Origin of the sequence: Methylobacterium sp. Leaf113 (assembly GCF_001423325.1) — a bacterium.
GTDB lineage: Bacteria > Pseudomonadota > Alphaproteobacteria > Rhizobiales > Beijerinckiaceae > Methylobacterium.
Map to the genome: position 1 here is coordinate 185646 of NZ_LMNJ01000023.1, position 18230 is coordinate 203875.

At 69.1% G+C, this 18230-nt stretch carries 17 protein-coding genes; 5 read left to right on the top strand and 12 right to left on the bottom strand.

All coding sequences use genetic code 11. The features are described 5' to 3' along the window. Positions 1-2 precede the first annotated feature (2 nt). The 3 genes from ASF60_RS14870 to ASF60_RS14880 form a co-directional block, all read right to left on the bottom strand. Positions 3-1304 carry a LarC family nickel insertion protein gene (locus ASF60_RS14870; RefSeq protein ID WP_056186314.1) on the bottom strand — a complete coding sequence of 434 codons (1302 nt, stop codon included), beginning with the start codon at positions 1302-1304 and terminating at the stop codon, positions 3-5. A gap of 112 nt (positions 1305-1416) precedes the next feature. Further along, on the bottom strand, positions 1417-1872 hold the full coding sequence (locus tag ASF60_RS14875; RefSeq protein ID WP_056186614.1) for a response regulator: 456 nt from the start codon (positions 1870-1872) through the stop codon (positions 1417-1419). A gap of 11 nt (positions 1873-1883) precedes the next feature. Next, complete coding sequence (locus tag ASF60_RS14880; protein ID WP_056186317.1) at positions 1884-2975, bottom strand: sensor histidine kinase; 1092 nt, start codon at positions 2973-2975, stop codon at positions 1884-1886. Positions 2976-3500: 525 nt separating this feature from the next. Here ASF60_RS14880 and ASF60_RS14885 point away from each other — a divergent pair. Both ASF60_RS14885 and ASF60_RS14890 read left to right on the top strand, forming a co-directional pair. Next, on the top strand, positions 3501-5930 hold the full coding sequence (locus ASF60_RS14885) for a PAS domain S-box protein (protein ID WP_056186320.1): 2430 nt from the start codon (positions 3501-3503) through the stop codon (positions 5928-5930). 157 nt (positions 5931-6087) lie between these two features. Continuing rightward, positions 6088-6291 (top strand): ribosome modulation factor, encoded by a 204-nt coding sequence (locus tag ASF60_RS14890; protein WP_056186324.1) that lies wholly within the window; start codon positions 6088-6090, stop codon positions 6289-6291. 58 nt (positions 6292-6349) lie between these two features. Here the strand turns inward: ASF60_RS14890 and ASF60_RS14895 are convergent, their stop codons facing one another. Together ASF60_RS14895 and ASF60_RS14900 are read right to left on the bottom strand one after the other, a co-directional pair. Beyond that, on the bottom strand, positions 6350-7147 hold the full coding sequence (locus ASF60_RS14895; RefSeq protein ID WP_082507970.1) for a Crp/Fnr family transcriptional regulator: 798 nt from the start codon (positions 7145-7147) through the stop codon (positions 6350-6352). Between the two features lies 1 nt (position 7148). After that, a complete protein-coding gene (locus ASF60_RS14900; RefSeq protein ID WP_056186327.1) occupies positions 7149-7520 on the bottom strand; it encodes a response regulator in 372 nt (123 codons plus the stop codon). Positions 7521-8072: 552 nt separating this feature from the next. On the opposite strand from ASF60_RS14900, the gene ASF60_RS14905 reads away from it, so the two are divergent. Beyond that, complete coding sequence (locus tag ASF60_RS14905; RefSeq protein WP_056186330.1) at positions 8073-8546, top strand: cupin domain-containing protein; 474 nt, start codon at positions 8073-8075, stop codon at positions 8544-8546. Positions 8547-8560: 14 nt separating this feature from the next. On the opposite strand, the gene ASF60_RS14910 is transcribed toward ASF60_RS14905, so the two are convergent. The 4 genes from ASF60_RS14910 to ASF60_RS14925 all read right to left on the bottom strand — a co-directional run bounded on the left by ASF60_RS14910 (position 8561) and on the right by ASF60_RS14925 (position 14890). Next, the gene (locus tag ASF60_RS14910; protein WP_056186333.1) at positions 8561-12016 is read right to left on the bottom strand and encodes an SbcC/MukB-like Walker B domain-containing protein; all 3456 of its coding nucleotides are present in this window, start codon (positions 12014-12016) and stop codon (positions 8561-8563) included. Between the two features lie 212 nt (positions 12017-12228). Next, entirely contained in the window at positions 12229-12879 is a 651-nt protein-coding gene (locus ASF60_RS14915) for a DUF4194 domain-containing protein (protein WP_056186337.1), read from the bottom strand. Between the two features lie 124 nt (positions 12880-13003). Continuing rightward, positions 13004-13273 carry a hypothetical protein gene (locus ASF60_RS14920; RefSeq protein ID WP_056186340.1) on the bottom strand — a complete coding sequence of 90 codons (270 nt, stop codon included), beginning with the start codon at positions 13271-13273 and terminating at the stop codon, positions 13004-13006. A gap of 228 nt (positions 13274-13501) precedes the next feature. Continuing rightward, positions 13502-14890, bottom strand: a complete 1389-nt coding sequence (locus ASF60_RS14925) for a Wadjet anti-phage system protein JetA family protein (RefSeq protein WP_056186343.1) — start codon at positions 14888-14890, stop codon at positions 13502-13504. A gap of 151 nt (positions 14891-15041) precedes the next feature. On the opposite strand from ASF60_RS14925, the gene ASF60_RS14930 reads away from it, so the two are divergent. Beyond that, on the top strand, positions 15042-15683 hold the full coding sequence (locus tag ASF60_RS14930) for a PRC-barrel domain-containing protein (protein ID WP_056186346.1): 642 nt from the start codon (positions 15042-15044) through the stop codon (positions 15681-15683). Positions 15684-15703: 20 nt separating this feature from the next. Further along, positions 15704-15949 carry a hypothetical protein gene (locus ASF60_RS14935; RefSeq protein ID WP_056186349.1) on the top strand — a complete coding sequence of 82 codons (246 nt, stop codon included), beginning with the start codon at positions 15704-15706 and terminating at the stop codon, positions 15947-15949. 34 nt (positions 15950-15983) lie between these two features. On the opposite strand, the gene ASF60_RS14940 is transcribed toward ASF60_RS14935, so the two are convergent. From ASF60_RS14940 to ASF60_RS14950, 3 genes are read right to left on the bottom strand one after another with little or no spacing between them, the layout of a single operon-like run. Beyond that, complete coding sequence (locus tag ASF60_RS14940; protein ID WP_056186353.1) at positions 15984-16808, bottom strand: substrate-binding domain-containing protein; 825 nt, start codon at positions 16806-16808, stop codon at positions 15984-15986. Beyond that, on the bottom strand, positions 16781-17497 hold the full coding sequence (locus tag ASF60_RS14945; RefSeq protein WP_244478441.1) for an ATP-binding cassette domain-containing protein: 717 nt from the start codon (positions 17495-17497) through the stop codon (positions 16781-16783). The genes ASF60_RS14940 and ASF60_RS14945 overlap by 28 nt, the downstream gene beginning before the upstream one ends. 4 nt (positions 17498-17501) lie before the next feature. Then, on the bottom strand, positions 17502-18197 hold the full coding sequence (locus ASF60_RS14950; RefSeq protein ID WP_056186359.1) for an ABC transporter permease: 696 nt from the start codon (positions 18195-18197) through the stop codon (positions 17502-17504). Positions 18198-18230: the final 33 nt, after the last annotated feature.

The following is an 18230-nucleotide window of genomic DNA, read 5'->3' on the forward strand; positions in this document are numbered from 1 at the left end:
GCTCATGCGTCGCCTCCCGCTTCCGCATCGTCGCGCAGGGCAGCCTCCTCCGCGGCCCGTCGCAGGCCGGCCCGGACCGAATGGCTCTCATGCGCCACGGCATCGTCGGCTTCGGCCTTGGCGGTGCGCCCGCCCGGGCGATCGACGATCTTCACCCGCACCGGCCTCTCGGCGACCGTCACGGTGCGCATCCGGCGCGGCAGGGCGGCGCCCGAGACGACCCGGTGGCGCAGCCCGATCGTGGTCGTCTCCCGGAAGCAGGCCGTGATCGCCCCGTCGAGGGCGCTGGCGCGCGCGAGCGCCCGGATATGGGTCATCATCCGTCCCTTCTTGCCGAAGACCGGCATCTGGACGACGTCGAAGATGTCGGGGTGATCGCGCAGCCGGTCGAGCCCCATGGCGAGGTCTTCCGCCGACTGGTCGTCGACCTCGAACTCGATCACCCCGAGGTCGCGATGCGGGCTGCCGGCGGGTGTCGTGCGTGTCGCGTAGACCAGCACCCGCAGGCAGTTGCTGAGGCCGGGCAGAACCCTGGTGCCGAAGCCGATGCCGGACCCTTGAAGGGTTCGGGGCATGGCTGCCGGGGCCGGCGCGATGGCCCGCAGATAGGCCAGGATGGCCGCACCTGTCGGCGTAACGCGCTCACCCGGCACACCGTCGTCGAGGGTCTCGAAACCTTCGAGCAGGAGGCTGGTGGCGGGGGCCGGAACGGGCAGCGGTCCGTGCTGGGTCCTGACCCGGCCCGAGCCGAGCGGCAAGGCGGAGACGCTCCAGGCCTCCGCGCCGAGGGCGGCGATCAGATGAGCGGCCGCCACGATGTCGGCGATGGAATCCCAGGCCCCGACCTCGTGGAAGGCCACGTCCTGGACCGCGATGCCATGAACTCGCGCCTCGGCCTCGGCCAGGCGGGCGAAGATGCCGACCGCATGTTCGCAGACCATCGGCTCCAGCGCGGAGTCCTGGAGCGCGGCGCGGATCTGCGACCAGTGCCGGTGGCCGTGCGTGGCGGGTTCGGTAGCATGCCAAGAATCGTGCTGGTGATCGTGCTGGTGGTCATGATCATGCGCCGGATGCCGATGGATCGGTCTGGGCGGCGGCACCGGTTCCGCTCCCTGGCGCGCGACGATGAAGCGGCGACCGGCCAGGATGCCGTCATTGTGGCGGACGAGTTCGCAGGTCACTGCCGGCAGAGCCGCCGCGATGCTGGCCATCACGCCGGCTTGATGGCCGGGAAAAGCATCGAGCAGGGCGGCGGCGAACATGTCGCCCGCGACCCCACCGAGGGCGTCGAGATGAATCTGCATACCGCGCGCTGGTGTCCGGCCCGTCATTGCAACAGGCGAACGCGAGATCGTTCGGAAAGGTCCGGCGCGATCTCGTCCGGTGCGGAGACCGAAGGCCGCAGCGGGCGCTGGGTCAGTCCGCCCGGATCGGGTGCGGTTCGGTGATCTTGGCGCCGAAGGTGCAGGTGTGGGGGAGCGCCCGCCCGGACTCGCCCTTGGCGGGAAGCGCCTCGCAGACGAGCAAATGCCGGAGCATCCGCGCCATCTGGTCGACCTGATAGGGTTTCTGCATCACCGGAACGGCGCCATAGGCCGGATCGATGCCGGCGGCGCCGTAGCCGGTCGCGAAGATGAAGGGGATGCAGCGGGCGAACAGCACGTCGGCCACCGGATAGCTGACGGTCTCGCCGAGATTCACGTCGAGGATGGCGAGATCGAACGCGGTCGCGCGCGCCATCGCGACGGCTTTTTCCAGGCGCATCGCCACCGCGACCTCGCAGCCGAGGTCGAGCAGCATGTCCTCGCCCAGCATGGCGATCAGGCTCTCATCCTCGACGAGCAGGACTCTCCGGCCTTCGAGATCGGTCATGCGGGAGGCGGTCATCGGGTTGCCCGCCCGGTCACCAGATCCTGTCCATGCCAGCCGAGCGCCGTCAGAGGAATGCGGATGTGGCAGGTCACGCCACCCGGCGGATAGGCGATCACCGCGCTGCCGTCGAATTCCATGGGCAGTTGCCGTTCGATCAGGCGGCTGCCGAACCCACGGCGCGTCGGTTCCACGACGGTGGGGCCGGCGGTTTCGGTCCAGGCGAGGTCGAGGCGCTCGCCGCCCTCGATGCGCTCCAGCGTCCAGTGGACGCCGACACGGCCCTCCGGCACCGAGAGGGCACCGTACTTGGCGGCATTGGTCATCAACTCGTGCAGCGCCATGGCGAGGGTCACGGCCACCTTGGGATGCAGGCGGGTGTCGGGGCCGACGAGATCGAACCGCGCCGTATCGACTTCGGCGAGCGCGTGCGGAGCCAGGGCGCTCTCGACGACGCTGCGCAGGCTCGCGGCTTCCCAGTTCTGGCTGGTCAGAACGTTGTGGGTGTTCGACAACGCCACCATGCGGGCATCGAACATCTGACGGGCCGCATCGTCGGTCCTGCCCCGGAAGGTCTGGGCGGCGATCGACTGCACGGTGGCGAGCGTGTTCTTGACCCGGTGGTTCAGTTCGTTGGTGAGCAGGCGCTGGCGCTCCGCCGCGGCCTTCTCCTCGGTGATGTCCCGGACCTCGATGATCGTCCCGATGATTTTCGCATCGTCGTCGCGGATCGGGCTCGCGGTGAATCCGACGGGGTAGAAGCGTCCGTCCTTGTGCACGAACACCTCCTCGCCCCGCTCCTGGTTGTTCTCGGGAAAGGCGCGATCGATGGCGCATTCCTCGAGCGGGAAAGGACGTCCGTCCGGGTAGGTGTGATGGACGATGTCGTGCAGCGGGCAGTCGCGGGCCAGCACTTCCGTCAGGCTGAAGCCGGTCAGCAATTCGGCCGCCCGGTTCATGTAGACGCAGTGCTGGCGGTCATCCATCAGGAAGATCGCCACCGAAGCGTTGTTGAGCACCGCATTCAGGCGGCGCTCGGTCTCGTGCAACTGAGACCCGCGCCGCAAGGTCGGGAGGGTCGTCGTAGAGGTGTCGAACGTCTGCATCGGTCCGCAGTTTGGCACGAACGATCGTTTCCCAACAGTGACCGGCGTCTTCTGGCGCCGGTTCTCGCGACGTCGACGGTGTATGAGCTGTGCACGGTCCACCCGTAACAGCCTGTGGCTGCAGGGCGATCCGGGGTTTCAGACGCAATCCACAGTCCCGACTTTCGTTCCGAGGATGGTTTCGTTCCCGGCCGGAAGCCGGCTTACCGACAGGCCCCTGGTAAAGCGCCCGTCACGGTGCCGGTTCCGAAATGCTTGGCGTGAGCGAACCGGCGCAGGCGATCACGCGTTCGAAGGCATCGACGCCCTGCCGGACGTCGGATAGGCAAGCTTCGGATAGCGGGCTCTCGGATGGCGGGCTTCGGATAGGCAACTACCGAGCGCGAAGCGCCTGAAAGGCCGGCAGAGCGCGACGCGGATTCCTGCGTGCGCCCAGCATTTCTTCACGAGCGGGATTTTTCGCCGGGGTGCCAGCTCGGGGTAGACCGGTTTGGGGCAGGCCGGTTTGGGACAGAACGGACCGATATGGATGACGCGCTCGAACGCCTTCGCCTGAGAGAACGAGAACTCGAGGCCGAGATCGCCCAGCTCCGAGCCCAACGCGACGCGATGCCCCGCAGGCCCGATTCCGGGCAGCAGACCTCGGCCGCCAGTCCGGACCTGCTGTTCACGGCTGCGGAGAAGACCCGCATGCCGATGATCATCACGGACCCCAATCAGCCCGACAATCCGATCGTCTTTGCCAATCGGGCCTTCCAGGATCTGTGCGGCTACGAGGCCGACGAACTCCTCGGACGCAATTGTCGCTTCCTCCAGGGCGAGGGGACCGACCGGGCCGAGGTCGCCCGCGTTCGGGACGCCATCGCGGCGCGGCGGGACGTGGTGGTGGAGATCGTCAACTACCATCGCGACGGAAGCGCCTTCCGGAACGAACTCTACGTCAGTCCCGTCTTCGACGCGGACGGCCAGCTGCTCTACTTCTTCGCCAGTCAGCTCGACGTCACCCGCTTCCGCACCGAGGAGGGCCGTTTCGCCGAGAGCGAGGCCCGCTACCGGACACTGTTCGATGCGATCGATGCGGGGTTCTGCATCGTCGAAATGCGGTTCGATTCGGACGGTCGTCCGGTCGACTACCGGTTCCTCGAAGTGAATCCGGCGTTCGAGCGCCAAGCCGGGCTCGGCGACGTCATCGGCGAATGGGTCAGCGACGTGATTCCCGGCCTGGAGCCGCGGTGGCTCGAAACCTACGGCGACGTCGCGCTCACGGGGCGGCCGGCGCGGTTCGAGAGCGGTGCCGTCTCACTCGGTCGCTGGTTCGACGTTCATGCCCTGCGCGTCGGCGAACCGGTGCAGCATCGCGTCGCGATCCTGTTCAACGACATCACCGAGCGACGGGAGGCGGAAACGGTCCTGCGCGCCACGGCGCGGGACCGCACGACCGAGCGCGACCTGGTCTGGCGCGCCAGCCGCGATCTCCTGGTGATCTGCGGGTTCGACGGCATCTACCGCTCCGTGAATCCGGCCTGGACCGAGATGCTGGGCTGGCCGGCGGACGCGCTGGTCGGCTCCCGCTTCGACGGGTTCCTTCATCCCGACGATGTTGCGGCGGCCAGTGCAGCGTTCGCGCGCCTGACAGAGGGCGGCATCCTCGACAATCTCGACGTCCGCATGCGGACGGCGGATGGGGATGTGCGCTGGGTGTCCTGGAATGCGATCCCGCAAGGTGATCACTTCTACGCCGCCGGGCGCGACGTCACCGAGCGCAAGATTCTCGAGGATCAGCTGCGACAGTCGCAGAAGCTCGAAGCGGTCGGACAGCTCACCGGCGGTGTCGCTCACGACTTCAACAATCTCCTGACGGTCATCAAGTCCTCCACCGATCTCTTGAAACGGCCCGATCTGCCGGAGGAGCGGCGTCAGCGCTACATCGGCGCGATTTCCGATACGGTGTCGCGCGCTGCCAAGCTGACGGGCCAGCTTCTGGCCTTCGCCCGGCGGCAGGCCCTGAGTCCGGAGGTGTTCGACGTCGCCCGCAGCGTCGCCTCCGTCGCGGACATGGTCGGGACGCTGACAGGGGCGCGCATCCAGGTCCAGACCAAGGTCGACCCCGGCCACGCCCCCGACGGAGCGCCGCTCACCTGCCTCGTCGATGCCGATCCGAGCCAGTTCGACACGGCCCTCGTCAACATGGTGGTCAATGCCCGCGACGCTATGGACGGCGAGGGTCGCCTCGGAATCCGGGTCAGCCGTGCCCTCGCGATCCCAGCGGTCCGCGCCCATCCCCGGATACGCGGCGATTACGTGGCGGTCTCGGTGTCCGACACCGGCTCCGGCATTCCACCCGACGTGCTGGAGCGGATCTTCGAGCCGTTCTTCACAACGAAGGGCGTCGGCCAAGGCACCGGGCTCGGCCTATCCCAGGTGTTCGGATTCGCCAAGCAATCCGGTGGCGAGGTGGTGGTGGAGAGCGAACTCGGCCACGGCACCACCTTCACGCTCTATCTCCCGCGGGTGCGCGGCGCGATGGCGACCCAGGCCGCGCTTCCCGAACCCGCTCCTCTGGCCGATGGTCACGGCACGCGGGTTCTGGTGGTCGAGGACAACCTCGAAGTCGGGGCTTTCGCGACCCAGGCACTCCAGGAACTCGGTTACGCGACCCGCTGGGTGACCGATGCGGAGCAGGCGCTTCAGGCGCTCGGGCAAGCGCCCGCGCCCTTCGACGTGGTGTTCTCCGACGTGGTCATGCCCGGGATGAACGGCATCGATCTCGGCCAGGCCATCCGCGCCCGGCACTCCGGCCTGCCGGTGGTGCTCGCGTCCGGCTACAGCCACGTCATCGCCGAACAGGGGACCCACGGCTTCGAGTTGCTGCGCAAGCCCTACTCGGTGGAGGATCTGTCGCGCAGTCTGCGACGGGCGGTGGAGCTGCGCGGGGCGTCCGTTCGCGAAGGCTGAGCTGGGCCTGGATCTCCTCCTCGAGTGCGCTCGGCCCGCATCCGCTCGCGGCTACCTGCCCCGGCGCCGCAGCGGTGAACCGCGACGGCGCCTCCGGGTTGATCCCTGGAACCCGGCGGGGGTGCCCATGCCGGGACACAGGATGAGGAATCGAGACATGAGCGACGGCGCGACCGCCAGCGACAGCCCCTTCATCAAGGGCCGCAATGCCCGACTCTACGGCAAGCAGCGGGAAAGCTGCCCCTATGCGGAGGGAAGCCCGGATCGCGAGGCCTGGATGCAGGCCTTCGACGAAGCCTCGGACGACCGTCTGGAAACCGAGACCGGCACCATCGATCCCCAATCCGGGCAGAGGGGCTGAGGCTCCGACCCGCGGGCTTGCCCGCCGTGGCTTCCGCGTCGTTCAGGCGGAAGCCGCCTCAGATGTCGTGGCCGATCTGCCCGATCTGGCCGAGGTTCAGATAGGCCGGATTGAACTCCGCCAGGTCCGTGAGGCGGGTCCAATCGAGGATCGTCAGCCGTTTGCCCGAGAGGGCGATGAGCCGCTGTCGCCGCAAGGCCTGGAGCGAGCGGTTGACGTGTACGTTCGACAGTCCGACCGTCACCGCGATTTCGGATTGCGTCAGGGGCAAGTCGCACGTCATCCCGGTCGTAAGTCCGACGCTCGACAGGCGGAGGTGCAGTTCGCAGAACAGATGTGCGATGCGCTCGATGGCCGAGCGGCACCCGATATTGACGATCCATTCGCGCAGCGTGGCCTCGTCGACTCGATCGCTCCGCCGCAGGGCCTTGCGCAGGGTCGGATGCTGGCGGGTCGCGGCCCGCAAGGCGTCCGCGGGAATTCGAGCGATGCGGCAGGCCGACAACGCACTGACCGTGTGATCCATTCGGCTGACGAGATCGGCTTCCAGATGGCAGTGATCCCCCGGAACCAGATACGCGGTGATCTGGCGCGCGCCGGTCTGGCGAAACTGGTTTCGGCAGGCGAAGCCTTTGAGGACGATAAGGATGCCGTCCGCCGGCTCGCCCTCGCGGAGGATGTCGGCCTGGGCCGGATAATCCCGCCCATTCGCGATCAGGCGGAACAGGGCGCTACGGTCCTCCCCCGACAGGTGCGCGAAGCATTCGAGTTTCCGGATGAGCGGGTTGACCGATACGTCCGGCGTGAGGGTGAAGGTCCACTCCCCCGCCGGCCGGCTGCCAAAGTGAGGCGCCATCTCAGGAACTCCCGAACGCGATGTCACCGAGCGTGATGACGACATCTCGGGGAACCGCAGGATTGGTGAGCCAGGGCGCGTCGGTGAAGCCCAGGGCCAGGGGATCGTCGCGACCGCACGAGGCGTGCACGACGAACGGGACGCCGCGCCGGCGGAGTTGCCTCATGGTGTCCGTGCAATCGCCATCCCGCAGGAAGGGCTCGATGATCGCGAGATCGATGGCCTGATTTGCCAGGAGCGCCTCGGTCTCCGCCACCGTTGCCACAGGCCCGACCACGCGATAGCCCGCCTCCACCAGTGCTTCGCACAGGTCGATCCCGACCAGCGCATTGTTCTCCGTCAGCAGTACCAGCAGCGTTCGATCCGTATCCATCGCGGCGGCCCTCGGTCTCAGAGGTCGTTGGACTCTATTCATCCAGCTGCTGAAATAGAGCCCTAATTGATCTCTTGTGCAAGTGAAGTCGGTCCTATCAATTGGTGTAGTTCCGGGTAGCGGCGAAATGTTTGGAACCCGACAAACATTTGTTGCAGTTTTGATGGGCTCGATTTCGGCGCGCTTTTGCGCGTTGGCTGCTTGCCATGTCTGCCATGTCTGCCATGTCCGGCTTGGGTGGCGGAAACATCGGGCCGCGCACTCAGTGACGCTGCGGATCGCGTTGATCGACCCCAGAACGGCGTCGCTGCCGCCCTCCGTCCCGACATCGGCATGTCGGTCTTCGGCGACGCGGCAGTCATGGGGGCGATTTCGGTCGTCGGTGCTGGAATTCCGGTCCGACGAGCGGACGATGCAGACGTTCTTCAGAACCGCTGCTTAACGATCGCGCGAGGGATCGGTGCAGGACTGGATCATTGAACTTGCGCACCGCTGGTTGCCTCGTAGACCATCACCTTGCTTGACGAAACGCGACAGCGCGGGATCGTATCGATGGAAATTGCGCGCCTGATTCACACCTTCGCCATGCCCGTGATGGCGTTGCTCGGTGCTCTGCCGTCTTTCCGAAGGGTCCCGTCGCCGCCGCCCCTGCGCCAGGGGCCGACCCGCTCGACATATGATTTTCCGGCCGTTCAGCCGGCCGCGACGCCCTATTGGCCGGAGCGCGCCTGCATCCTGTCGGGCAAGCCGCAGCAGACCGCGACCTACATCTACAGGAGCCCGGACGACCTGTTCGCGGCCGGGATCTGGACCTGCGAGCCGGGTAAGTTCCGCATCGACTTCGGCCGGGCCGAGTTCATCCAGCTCATCGAGGGCGTGGTGACGGTGACGGATGCTGACGGGACGGCCCGAACCTATCGGGCGGGCGATGCCTTCGTGACGCCAGCGGGCTTCTCCGGCACCTGGGACGTCATCGAGCCGGTGAAGAAGCACTTCACCTGGTACGGGCCGGAGCCGGTCTGGTAGCGCAGCACCCTGCCCTACTCGGCAGCGTCGACCCGGAACCCCTCGATACCCTGGCGCTCGGGGTTGATCGCCGCCAGCGCGCGTTTGGCCGCTTCCAGCGGGTGCTCGGCCTCGATCCGCACGGATGTGAGGTCGGGGCTCTTGTACACCGTGACGATGGTGTCCATCACCTCGGTCAGGGTCGTGCGCTTGTCCTCGGGCGCGGCGATCAGGAGTTGCAGGCCCCAGGCCTGATAGAGATCGACCAGCGCCTGGCTGTTGCGCACGTCGAGCTTGGAGAAGGCCTCGTCGAGCAGGCAAAGGCCGAGGCCGGGATTCTCGTCGCCAGGCCGGTCGCCGGGATAATAGGCGGAGGCGAGCGAGGCCGCGATGGCCACGTAGAACGGCGCCTGGGCCTCGCCGCCCGAGCCGCGCAGCGCCCGATTCGACATGGTGGTGCGGTTGCCCGCCCGGTCGCGCATGCCGATCTCATAGACGAAGTAGTTGCGGTAATCGGCCAGCCGCGTCGCGCTTTCGTCCCCGGCGATCAGGGCCGTGATCTCGTCGATGGCGGTGGAGAGCGGGCCTTCCGGGATGGTGCCGTCCTCGTTGGGCAGGATCGCCTGCGCGGCATCCGGCGAGCGCGCCACCTCGGTCGCCAGGGCGTGGACGGCGGCGTAGCGCCGGTCCACCTCCGCCTCGAAGGCGTAGGTCTGGCCCGTGAAGGTCTGGCTCGACAGGCGCTCGTTCAGGGCGTCGAGGCGGGCGCGCACCCGCTCGAACTTGTCGGCGAGGCGGGTCAGCAGATCCTCGATCATCAGGCGGCGCATCTCGCTCTCCGCCCGCCGCGCCTGGTCGCGGTAGCGCCGCAGCTCGTGGCCCGCGACCTCGTCATGCGCGCGCTTGGCCCAGCCATAGCCGAAGGAGGCGGGGGCATCGCCGGTGCCGAGGGGGTTCTCGACCCGCCACTGCACGCAATATTCGGCGAGATCGCGCTCGGCGGCGCGCACCTGCGTCCGTGCGGTCTCCGCCGCGTCCCGAGAGCGGGCGCGGGCGGCATTGGCAAGGCTCCCAAGGGCCTTCGAATCGAGTTCGGCCCGCTCGGCCCGGAGGGTGGCCAGCGCGGCCGGGTCGAAGCCCTCGGGCCGGACCAGCCGGATGCGCATCGAATCGCCCCCGGTCCAGCGCTGATACGCGGTCCGACGGGCCTGGAGCGCGGCGCGGGCCGCTTCGCGGCTCGTCGCCACCTTGGCCTTCAGGCCGGCCTCCTCGCCGAGGAGCAGATCGCGTTTCGGCTCCAGCACCTGGACCAGTTCGGTGAGATAGGCCGAACGTTCCTTGGCGAGTTCCGCCAATTCCGCCTCCAGCACGCCGGTCTCGGCCCGCTCGACGCTGTCCCGCTCCGTCGTCAGGCTCCGGCGGCGGCCCTCGAGCGCGTCCGCCTCGGCGCGCAGTTCGGCGAGGTCGAGATTCGTTTCGGACAGGCGACGCGTCAGAGCGGCGGCAATCCGCGCGGCTTCGCGCAGGACGTCGGCCTCCGCCCGGGCCCGGCGGGCCTCGGCAACCGCCTGCTCCCAATCCTGGCGGCTTTCGGCGGTCGGCCCGCGATGGCCCCGGGTCATCATCAGCTGGACCGGGCGCACCACCGAGTAGGCCATGCCGGAGGTCGATCGCCCGCTTGGCGCGACAGCGCGGCTCATATGTACGAGGGCCGCATCGTTCGGGGCGAGGTCGTAGCCCCCGAGTCGCGCTCCGAGGAAGGCCTGCGCGTGCGGGTCCGCCGTCGCGATCAGCGCCAGCGGTCCCTCGTCGTCGCGCCCGCCCCGGCGGCGGGCGGTATCCGTGGTCTTCACCAGGAGGCAGCGATAGAACTGGCTCTTGCGCGCTTCGAGAAGGCCGAACGCCTCGTTGAGGCGGTCCGGCTGCACCACCAGGGCCTCGCGGGCGCCGCCCAGGAGGCCTTCGAGGGCTTGCCCCCATTTTGGATCGGTGATCTCGGCCAACTCGCAGACCGGCGTCGCCACGATGCCGAGCCGGCCGAGCTCTTCGCGGAAGGCGGCGACGTCCGACGACAGCCGCGGTGCCGCGCCTCGCCCACCCGTGCTCGGCGCCGGCGCGCGGGTCTGCGCCTCGTTCTCCAGGGCGCGGGCGCGCAGCGCCGCATCCTCCGCGGACCGTTCCAGCGGCGCCGTGATCTCCGGCATCCCGGCGAGGCCGCCGATGAGGGCGGCCAGCGGCCCGTCCGAGCGCAGCGTCTCCTCCGGGTTCGCCTCCCGGCGCAGGCCGGACCGGGCGCAGGCCTCCACCAGGCGCGCGGCCTCCGGCGAGACCTTCCGGATCTCGCCGATGATCACCGTGAGCTTGCCGGCATCGAGGACGATCCCGACCAGCTCGCCGACACGGGCAGCGAGGTCGCGCCGGTCGCGCGCCAGCATGGCGAGCCCGGCATTCGAAGCGGCCAGCCGTCCCTCGGCGGCGGTCCCGGCCAGCAGCGCCTTCTTGCCCGCGATCTCGCCATCGATCTCGCGCACGAAGCCCTGGCTGGTGGCGACGCTTTCGCGGGCGATGCGCAGGCGTTCGGCGACATCCTTCAGAACCGAACGCGCCGTGCCGTGATCGAGGATGCGGCGGCGCAGATCGGCATCGGCGGCCCGCAACTCGCCGAGGGACGCCGCAAGGCTCGCCTCGGCCCAGGTCTCGTAGCGCCCGAGGATGCGGGCGAGGTGCGACAGCCGGCGTTCCAGTTCCTCGATCGTCTCGAGGAGGCGGCGCCAGGTCTCGACCGATTGCCGGATGCGCGCGACGTCCAGGGGCTCGGGTTCGAGCACGAAGGAGCGCACGAAGGCCGAGGAATCGAAGATCGGCTTGAACGCGACGGCGTTGGAGAAGGTGCGCAGGAAATGGCGCGGCTCGGGCACCGCCGCGCCCTCGCGCAGCATCCCGAGCAGTTCGGCGGTGAAGCGCTCGCCGGAGGCCCGGTACTCGTCGAAGGTCTCGCCGCGCGTGCGCAGATCCTTGGCGATCTCGGCCCAGGGCGCCACGAAGCTGCCGCCGGGCGCCTCGCGCACGTAATCCGCGATCTCGAAGCGGTGGCCCACATGGACGAAGCGCGACAGCGTGGTTTCGCGGCTGTCCTCGGCTCGTGCCGCCAGGGCGAGACCGGCCGAGACGACCCGGCCCGTGGTCTCGTTCTCGAACACCAGGACGATCAGCGTCTCGCAGGCTTCCCGCGTCGGGCGGCCGCCCTCGGCCGGATCGCTGATCCAGCCCAGGCAATAGTCCCGCACCGTCCGCGCACTGCGCCCGGAGGCCGAGGCGTTGAGGGCGAGGCGGCTGGCGTTGTTGCCGGCCAGCACCGTGCCGACCGCATCGAAGATCGTCGACTTGCCGGCGCCCGTCGGACCCACCAGCGCAGCCGCGCCCCGGATCCGGATCTGCTCGCGGCGGATCAGGTACCAGTTCGAGAGAACGATGTCGGTGAGGCGATACACGGCCGGCGCAGGTTGTCCCAGGGCTGAAATGAGTGTCCCGGCATGGACGCATGCCGCCCCGGATGCAAGCCGGTGCCGGCCCCGGCCTGGGGATGCGCGGTCGTCTGCGGGCCTCGCCGCCGCGTCGTCCCTCCGGCCGCGTGACGCCGCGGCTCCGGGTCGAAGCGCATCCGGAGCTGTTCCGCAAGTCCTGTTCAGTCAGTCCTGTTCGGTCAGTCTTGCGCCGGTCCGCCCTCGTCGTCGCCCCGCGCGGCACCCCAGGCGCGAACCTGGTCCATCCAGGCGTCGGGTGACAGAACGGCAATGCCGGGCAGGACCATCAGGGGGGTGATCTTCTCGATCTTGTCGCGCTCGCCCAGCCGCAGCGCACCCTTGCGCGCGAACAGGCGCAGGATCTCGGTCAGGCGAGCCTCCTCGGGCGGGTCGCTGCGCGTGGCGGTGCGGATCGATTCGACGATGTCGTCGGTGGTGCACTCGACCACCCCGTCGGTCGTGACCCGGTGCGCGCGAAGGCCCTCCTCGTAAGCGAGGCGCAGGGCGAGCAGCACGAGGGTCTCGTCCTTGCGCAGGCGCTCGGCCTGCGCATCGTGGCGGATGCCCTCGGGCGGCACCCGCAGACATACCATCTGGTCGCGATGCATCACCTCGAAGCCGTAGCCGAGGCAGGCGAAATAGGCTTGGAAGAAGGGCGCGTAGTGGCGTGCGAGCTCGTAGGAGCGGCCGATGCCGGGCGTGCCGGCATAGACGCACTGGCTCTTCAGCAGCACCTGCAGCGCGCGCGTCAGCTCCTCCTCGGAGGGCGCACGGGCGCCGGGCGGCGGAGGGTCCTCGCCATCCAGGATGGCGCGAAAGGGTTCGAGCATGGCGGGTCTCGGGCGCGCGGGTCGGACCGGCGCGGCCGCAGAAAGGCGCCCCACGCCGGACGCAGTCTCTACCGTCTCCCCGGCCCGTCCGCCATGGGTACGCGGGTCGGGGCTGGCGAGCCCGTCAGGCGGCGACGGCCGGCGTTGCGCGGAAGAGCGAGAGGCAGGCCGTGTCGCGATGCATGCTGAGGATGGACGCGCGGTCGAGGGATGGGTTGGCCGCCAGCACGCGCTGCACCTCGGCCACGATAGCCTCGTAACGGGCCGGATCGTAGTTCGGCTCCAGCGGGCTGACCGCGATGTAGGTCTCGACCACGAGAACCCGTTCGCAACGCTCACGCCCGACTTCGGCGGCGATCCAGGCGGATTTGATCAAGCATTTGGCGGTGGTCATGGGCGATCGCTCCCGCAATCTTTCATCTTCTGCACTTCGTATCTTGGTTTCGCGTCTTGGGCACGAAATCCACGGGAGCATGAACCCGACCCAGAATTTTGCCAAGGGCCGGGATTAAACATCCAGCGCTAACGAGTTGGAATGTAACGCGATGAACAATCGACACGTTTTCGAAGACCGCGAAGATTGATCGAATCAAGCAGAGGTCTGACCCGGGGCCGGACCTGATCACCGTCGCAACGCCGGCGCGCGTTCGAGCAGGAAATCCGGGCAGTCGAGCCAGCCATTCGAGACGCGGCCCTCGACGCGGGACAACCGGTAGCGGCCCCGCAGCGTGCCGTCGAACAGGACGTCGATCTCGCGCAGGCGCTGGAACACCACGAAATCGTCCACGTCCGCGATCCGGATCTGCGAACCCCGAATGGCGCGTTCGGGGCCGAGCCGTCCCTCGATGAACGCCACCACCCGTTCCGGGGTGACTGCGACGCGCTCGCGAAAGGCGTCTTTGGCGGCGATGAAGGCTTCGACCACGGGGTCGATCTCGATCTCCGGCAGGGGCTCGGATTCGATGGGTGCCCGGCGCAGGCGTGGGGTGTAGCAATGCGGCTCCCCGATCGGCGGACGAAAGAGCGAGACCTGCGGGTCGGGCAGTCCGGTGAGGACGTCGTCGCTCCCGGCGACCGCCCGCAGGGCGGCGGCGGTCCGCTCGATGCGGTCGGAATCGCGATGATCGAGGTAGCGCAGGGTCGCGGCGATGCGGCGTTCGAGCCGGGCCACGATATCGCCGACGGCATCGAGATGGCGGTCGAGCCCTTCGAAGATCGCCAGGATTTCGGCGAGGTCGCTGCGGACCGCCCGCTCGGCGCTGTCCCGGTCGGGCGCCCTCCCCTCACGCAGGCCCGCATCCGTCAGCGCCCGCAGGGTCAGTGGATCGCGCAGGGCGCGGCCCGCCTCGCGCACGATTCCGGACCGGAAGCGGAACGGATTGAAACGGGTGTGCAGCGTCCGGTAATCGCTGACGAGGTGGCGTGCCACGAACTCCTCGAAGTAGAGCCGCAGGGCGGTGCCCTGGTCCGCCTCGCGCAGGATGCGTTCCTCGCTCTTGCGCATCGACCCGGCGAGGCTGCGCAGGTGGCTGAGGAACGTGCGAGCCGATTTCGCCGCGTTGACCAGGGCCTCGGAACGCTCGGCCGGGTTGGCAATGGCGCTTTCCAAGCTCCCCAGAACGTCGAGCACGGCGCCGCCGTAGGAGCGCCGCTCGCCCCGGTCGAGGCGCGCGAGTTCCTCGATCACCATCCGGGCCTCAGGGTCGAATTCGACCACCGGAACGTAGCGCTCGCGCCGCTCGACCAGCCATCCGGCATCGAGGAGCCGCCGGTAGACCACGGAGCGGCGTTCATTCGGCTCGACCGGCGTCACGGCCTCGTCGTCGATCTCCCGGTCGACGAAATCCGCCGCGAAGTCGCCGATCGCGCCCAGGAGTTCGCTCTTGCGCAGGGGCTCGGCGGTGTCGCCGAAGACGCGGGCGTGCAGGTGCAGCAGCAGGGCCGCGTTGAAGGCCCGGCTCGGCGAGGCAAGCGGCTTGAACAGGTCGTCGGAGAGGTGCGTGAACAGCATGGGAGGCCGGGACAGATCAGCCCTGACCGGCGCGGAGAGTCAATTCCCGGACGCGGTGCGGCTCGCGGTCCCTGAACTCCCGACCACGCCGCCGCGTTGTCCACCGGTCGTCCGCGTTCCTGCGAGGCCACCTGCTTTCGTGGAGTCTGCGATGCCTACCCAACGCCGGAGCGCCCTGCTCCTCGCCCTGTCCCTGCTGGCGATCCCGGCACTGTCCGGGAGCGACGCGCATGCACAGCCGGCCGCGGAGGGCGCGGGGGCCGCGCAGCCTCGGCCGGGCGGCCTGCGCGGCTCCAAGATCATCGGGCTTCCGGTGGTCGGGATGGATCACGTCCGCGTCGGCTCGATCGACGACGTCCTCATCGGCGACGGGGGTCGGGTCGAAGCAGTCATCATCGGGGTCGGGGGCTTCCTCGGCATCGGCGAGAAGCTCGTGGCGGTGCCTTTCGATAAGGTTGGCTGGAACATGAAGGATGTGCCGCTCACCTCCGGGCCGACCTCGGTGACGACCCCCGAGACGGCCCCGAGCGCCGCGGCTGCGGCCAAGGTCCAGCCCGAGACCATGCCGGGGGCCGACACCACTCGCGAAGTGCTCGGATCGGTCCAGAACAAGCACACCGATCAGGTCAACCCCGCCACCGGGACCATCGACGAGACCAAGAAGCCGACCGCGGGTCGGGCCACCGTCCTGGCCGGCGGCGTCCCGATCGAGGCGGAGGTCCGCATGACCAAGGCCGAACTCACCGCTGCGCCGGCGTACCAGTACGGCGCCGCCCGCACGGCCGAGAAGTAGCAGGACGCGAGGAGACAGCGATGACCCAGATCCGCACCCTGACGACGACCGTGGCCCTGTGGACGGCCACTCTCGGTGGCGCACTCGCCCAGCAGACCAACCCGGCGCCGCCGATCCCGGCAAACGGGCCCGCCGGCTCGAACTCCACGGCCGCCAATGCGGCGGCCACGGATTTCAACTGGATCTGGCTGAGCCTGGTGATCGCGGTCATCGCCCTCGGCATCTGGTACGTCGCCCGGCGCCGCCAATCCGGCAACATCCGCTGACCGGACCCGTCGCGCGCGGCGTCACCGCCGCGTGCTACGGCCCGGCATTCGGGAAGAACAGCGGCTTGCCGTCGATCTTGTAGCTGGCGATGGCCGCCTGTCCGTCCTGCGAGACGAGCCAGTCGATGAAGGCCTGACCCTCCTTCGCCTTGACGCCCGGGTGCTTGGCCGAATTGACCAGCATGACGCCGTAGGGGTTGAACAGGCGCTTGTCGCCCTCGACCAGGATGGTGAGGTCGCCCCGGTTCTTGAACGAGAGCCAGGTTCCGCGATCGGCCAGCAGGTAGGCATTCAGGGCCGAGGCGGTGTTCAGGGCCGGACCCATGCCCTGGCCGATGTCGCGGTACCAGTCGCCCTTGACCGCCGGGAGATCGATTCCCGCATCCTTCCAGGTCCGCAGTTCGGCGCTGTGGGTGCCGGAACGGTCGCCCCGCGAGACGAAGGGCGCCTTCGCGGTCGCGAGCTTGCCGAAGGCCGCCACGACATCGCCGCCGCGCACGCCCGCCGGATCGGACTTCGGCCCGATCAGGACGAAATCGTTGTACATCACGTCCCAGCGCCGGGTGGCGAACCCCTCCGCCAGAAACTTCTCCTCGGCAGGCCGGTCGTGGACCAGCACCACATCGGCATCGCCGCGCCGGGCCGCGTCGAGGGCCTGGCCGGTGCCGAGGGCGACCACCTTCACGGCGATGCCGGACTTGGCCTCGAACAGCGGCAGCAGGTGCTTGAACAGGCCGGACTGCTCGGTGGAGGTGGTGGAGGCGACGACGATCGAGGCCGGTTCGGCCCGAACGCCGGAGGCGGCGCCGAGGGCGAACAGGAGGCCGAAGGTTACGAGGCCGCGGCGAAGGATGTCCAAGGAAGTTCTCCGGTGATGTAGGCCCGCGTTTCGGGGGCCTGGGGTGATGTGAGGAGTGCGCGGGTCGCGCCCTGCTCGACGGCACGGCCGCGCGCGAGCACCAGGACGTCGGCGGCGAGCCGCATGACCTGCCCGAGGTTGTGGGACACGAGCACCACTTTGGCGCCCTGCCGCGCCATGTCGGCGATCAGCCCTTCCACCAGCTCCGTGGCCCCGGGGTCGAGATTGGCGGTGGGCTCGTCGGCGAGCAGCAGGTCGGGCGTGACCGCCCAGGCACGGGCGAGGGCCAGCCGCTGCTGCTCGCCGCCGGACAGGCGCGTCGCCGGCGCGTCGGCCCGGTGGCCGAGCCCGACCCGGACCAGGGCGGCGTGGGCGCGGGCCGCACGCTCGGTCCGGGACAGGCCGAGGGGGACCAACGCCAGAGCGACGTTGGCCCGCGCGCTCGCCCGCAGCAGGGCCGGCCGCTGGAACAGGTGCGCGCGGCGGACCGGCCCCTGGCTTACGATCAACACCGACCCGGCATCGGGACGCAGCAGGCCGTCGATGACCCGCAGGGTAGCGCTCTTGCCGGCGCCGTTCGGGCCGATCAGCGCGGTGATGCCGGCAGCCGGAATGCGGGCATCGAGGCCGTCCAGGATGCGGGTGCCGTTGCGGGTCAGCACGAGGCCGTCGAGGTCAAGGGCGGGCATCGGCTCAACCATAGGCCCGGAGCGCGTAGCCGCGCAGGATCGCCGCCACGGCGTTGACCAGGACGACGAGGGCGATCAGCACCAGCCCGAGGGCGAGCGCGAGGCTGAGATCGCCCTTCTGGGTCTCCAGCGAAATCGCCGTGGTCATCGTCCGGGTGTGCCCGTCGATGTTGCCGCCCACCACCAGAACCGCGCCGATCTCCGAGATCGCCCGCCCGAAGGCGGCCAGCGCCGTCGTCACGAGGGAGAACCGGGTGTCGTGGATGAGCGCGAGGGCGCGGCGCGGTGCCGACAGCCCGAGGGAGCGGAGCTGGTCACCGAGATGCGCTTCGGCATCGGCCACGACCTGCCGGGTGAGCGCCGCGACCAGGGGCGTCGCCAGAACGGCCTGCGCCGCCACCATGGCGCCCGGGGTGAACAGCAGCCCGAAACTTCCCAGAGGCCCCGAACGCGACAGGACGAGGTAGAGCACCAGGCCGACGATCACCGGCGGCAAACCCATGAAGGCGTTCAGGAGCCCGACCAGGATCGACCGACCCGGAAAGCTGGACACTGCCAGGACCGCCCCCAGGGGAATGCCGACACAGAGCCCGATGGTCACCGCCGTGAGACTGACGCGCAGGGACAGCCAGGCGATCGCGAAGACGTCGCGATCGAGGGTCGTCAGACGCGAGATCGTCTCCTGAAGAGTCTGAAGCATCGGGACCGGACTGCAGGGAAGGTTCGGGGATGA

Bases quoted from the DNA above. Each gene is read 5' to 3' on its own strand.
- ASF60_RS14870 (WP_056186314.1), bottom strand. From the start codon at position 1,304: ATGCAGATTCATCTCGACGCCCTCGGTGGGGTCGCGGGCGACATGTTC.
- ASF60_RS14875 (WP_056186614.1), bottom strand. From the start codon at position 1,872: ATGACCGATCTCGAAGGCCGGAGAGTCCTGCTCGTCGAGGATGAGAGC.
- ASF60_RS14880 (WP_056186317.1), bottom strand. From the start codon at position 2,975: ATGCAGACGTTCGACACCTCTACGACGACCCTCCCGACCTTGCGGCGC.
- ASF60_RS14885 (WP_056186320.1), top strand. From the start codon at position 3,501: ATGGATGACGCGCTCGAACGCCTTCGCCTGAGAGAACGAGAACTCGAG.
- ASF60_RS14890 (WP_056186324.1), top strand. From the start codon at position 6,088: ATGAGCGACGGCGCGACCGCCAGCGACAGCCCCTTCATCAAGGGCCGC.
- ASF60_RS14895 (WP_082507970.1), bottom strand. From the start codon at position 7,147: ATGGCGCCTCACTTTGGCAGCCGGCCGGCGGGGGAGTGGACCTTCACC.
- ASF60_RS14900 (WP_056186327.1), bottom strand. From the start codon at position 7,520: ATGGATACGGATCGAACGCTGCTGGTACTGCTGACGGAGAACAATGCG.
- ASF60_RS14905 (WP_056186330.1), top strand. From the start codon at position 8,073: ATGGAAATTGCGCGCCTGATTCACACCTTCGCCATGCCCGTGATGGCG.
- ASF60_RS14915 (WP_056186337.1), bottom strand. From the start codon at position 12,879: ATGCTCGAACCCTTTCGCGCCATCCTGGATGGCGAGGACCCTCCGCCG.
- ASF60_RS14920 (WP_056186340.1), bottom strand. From the start codon at position 13,273: ATGACCACCGCCAAATGCTTGATCAAATCCGCCTGGATCGCCGCCGAA.
- ASF60_RS14925 (WP_056186343.1), bottom strand. From the start codon at position 14,890: ATGCTGTTCACGCACCTCTCCGACGACCTGTTCAAGCCGCTTGCCTCG.
- ASF60_RS14930 (WP_056186346.1), top strand. From the start codon at position 15,042: ATGCCTACCCAACGCCGGAGCGCCCTGCTCCTCGCCCTGTCCCTGCTG.
- ASF60_RS14935 (WP_056186349.1), top strand. From the start codon at position 15,704: ATGACCCAGATCCGCACCCTGACGACGACCGTGGCCCTGTGGACGGCC.
- ASF60_RS14945 (WP_244478441.1), bottom strand. From the start codon at position 17,497: ATGCCCGCCCTTGACCTCGACGGCCTCGTGCTGACCCGCAACGGCACC.
- ASF60_RS14950 (WP_056186359.1), bottom strand. From the start codon at position 18,197: ATGCTTCAGACTCTTCAGGAGACGATCTCGCGTCTGACGACCCTCGAT.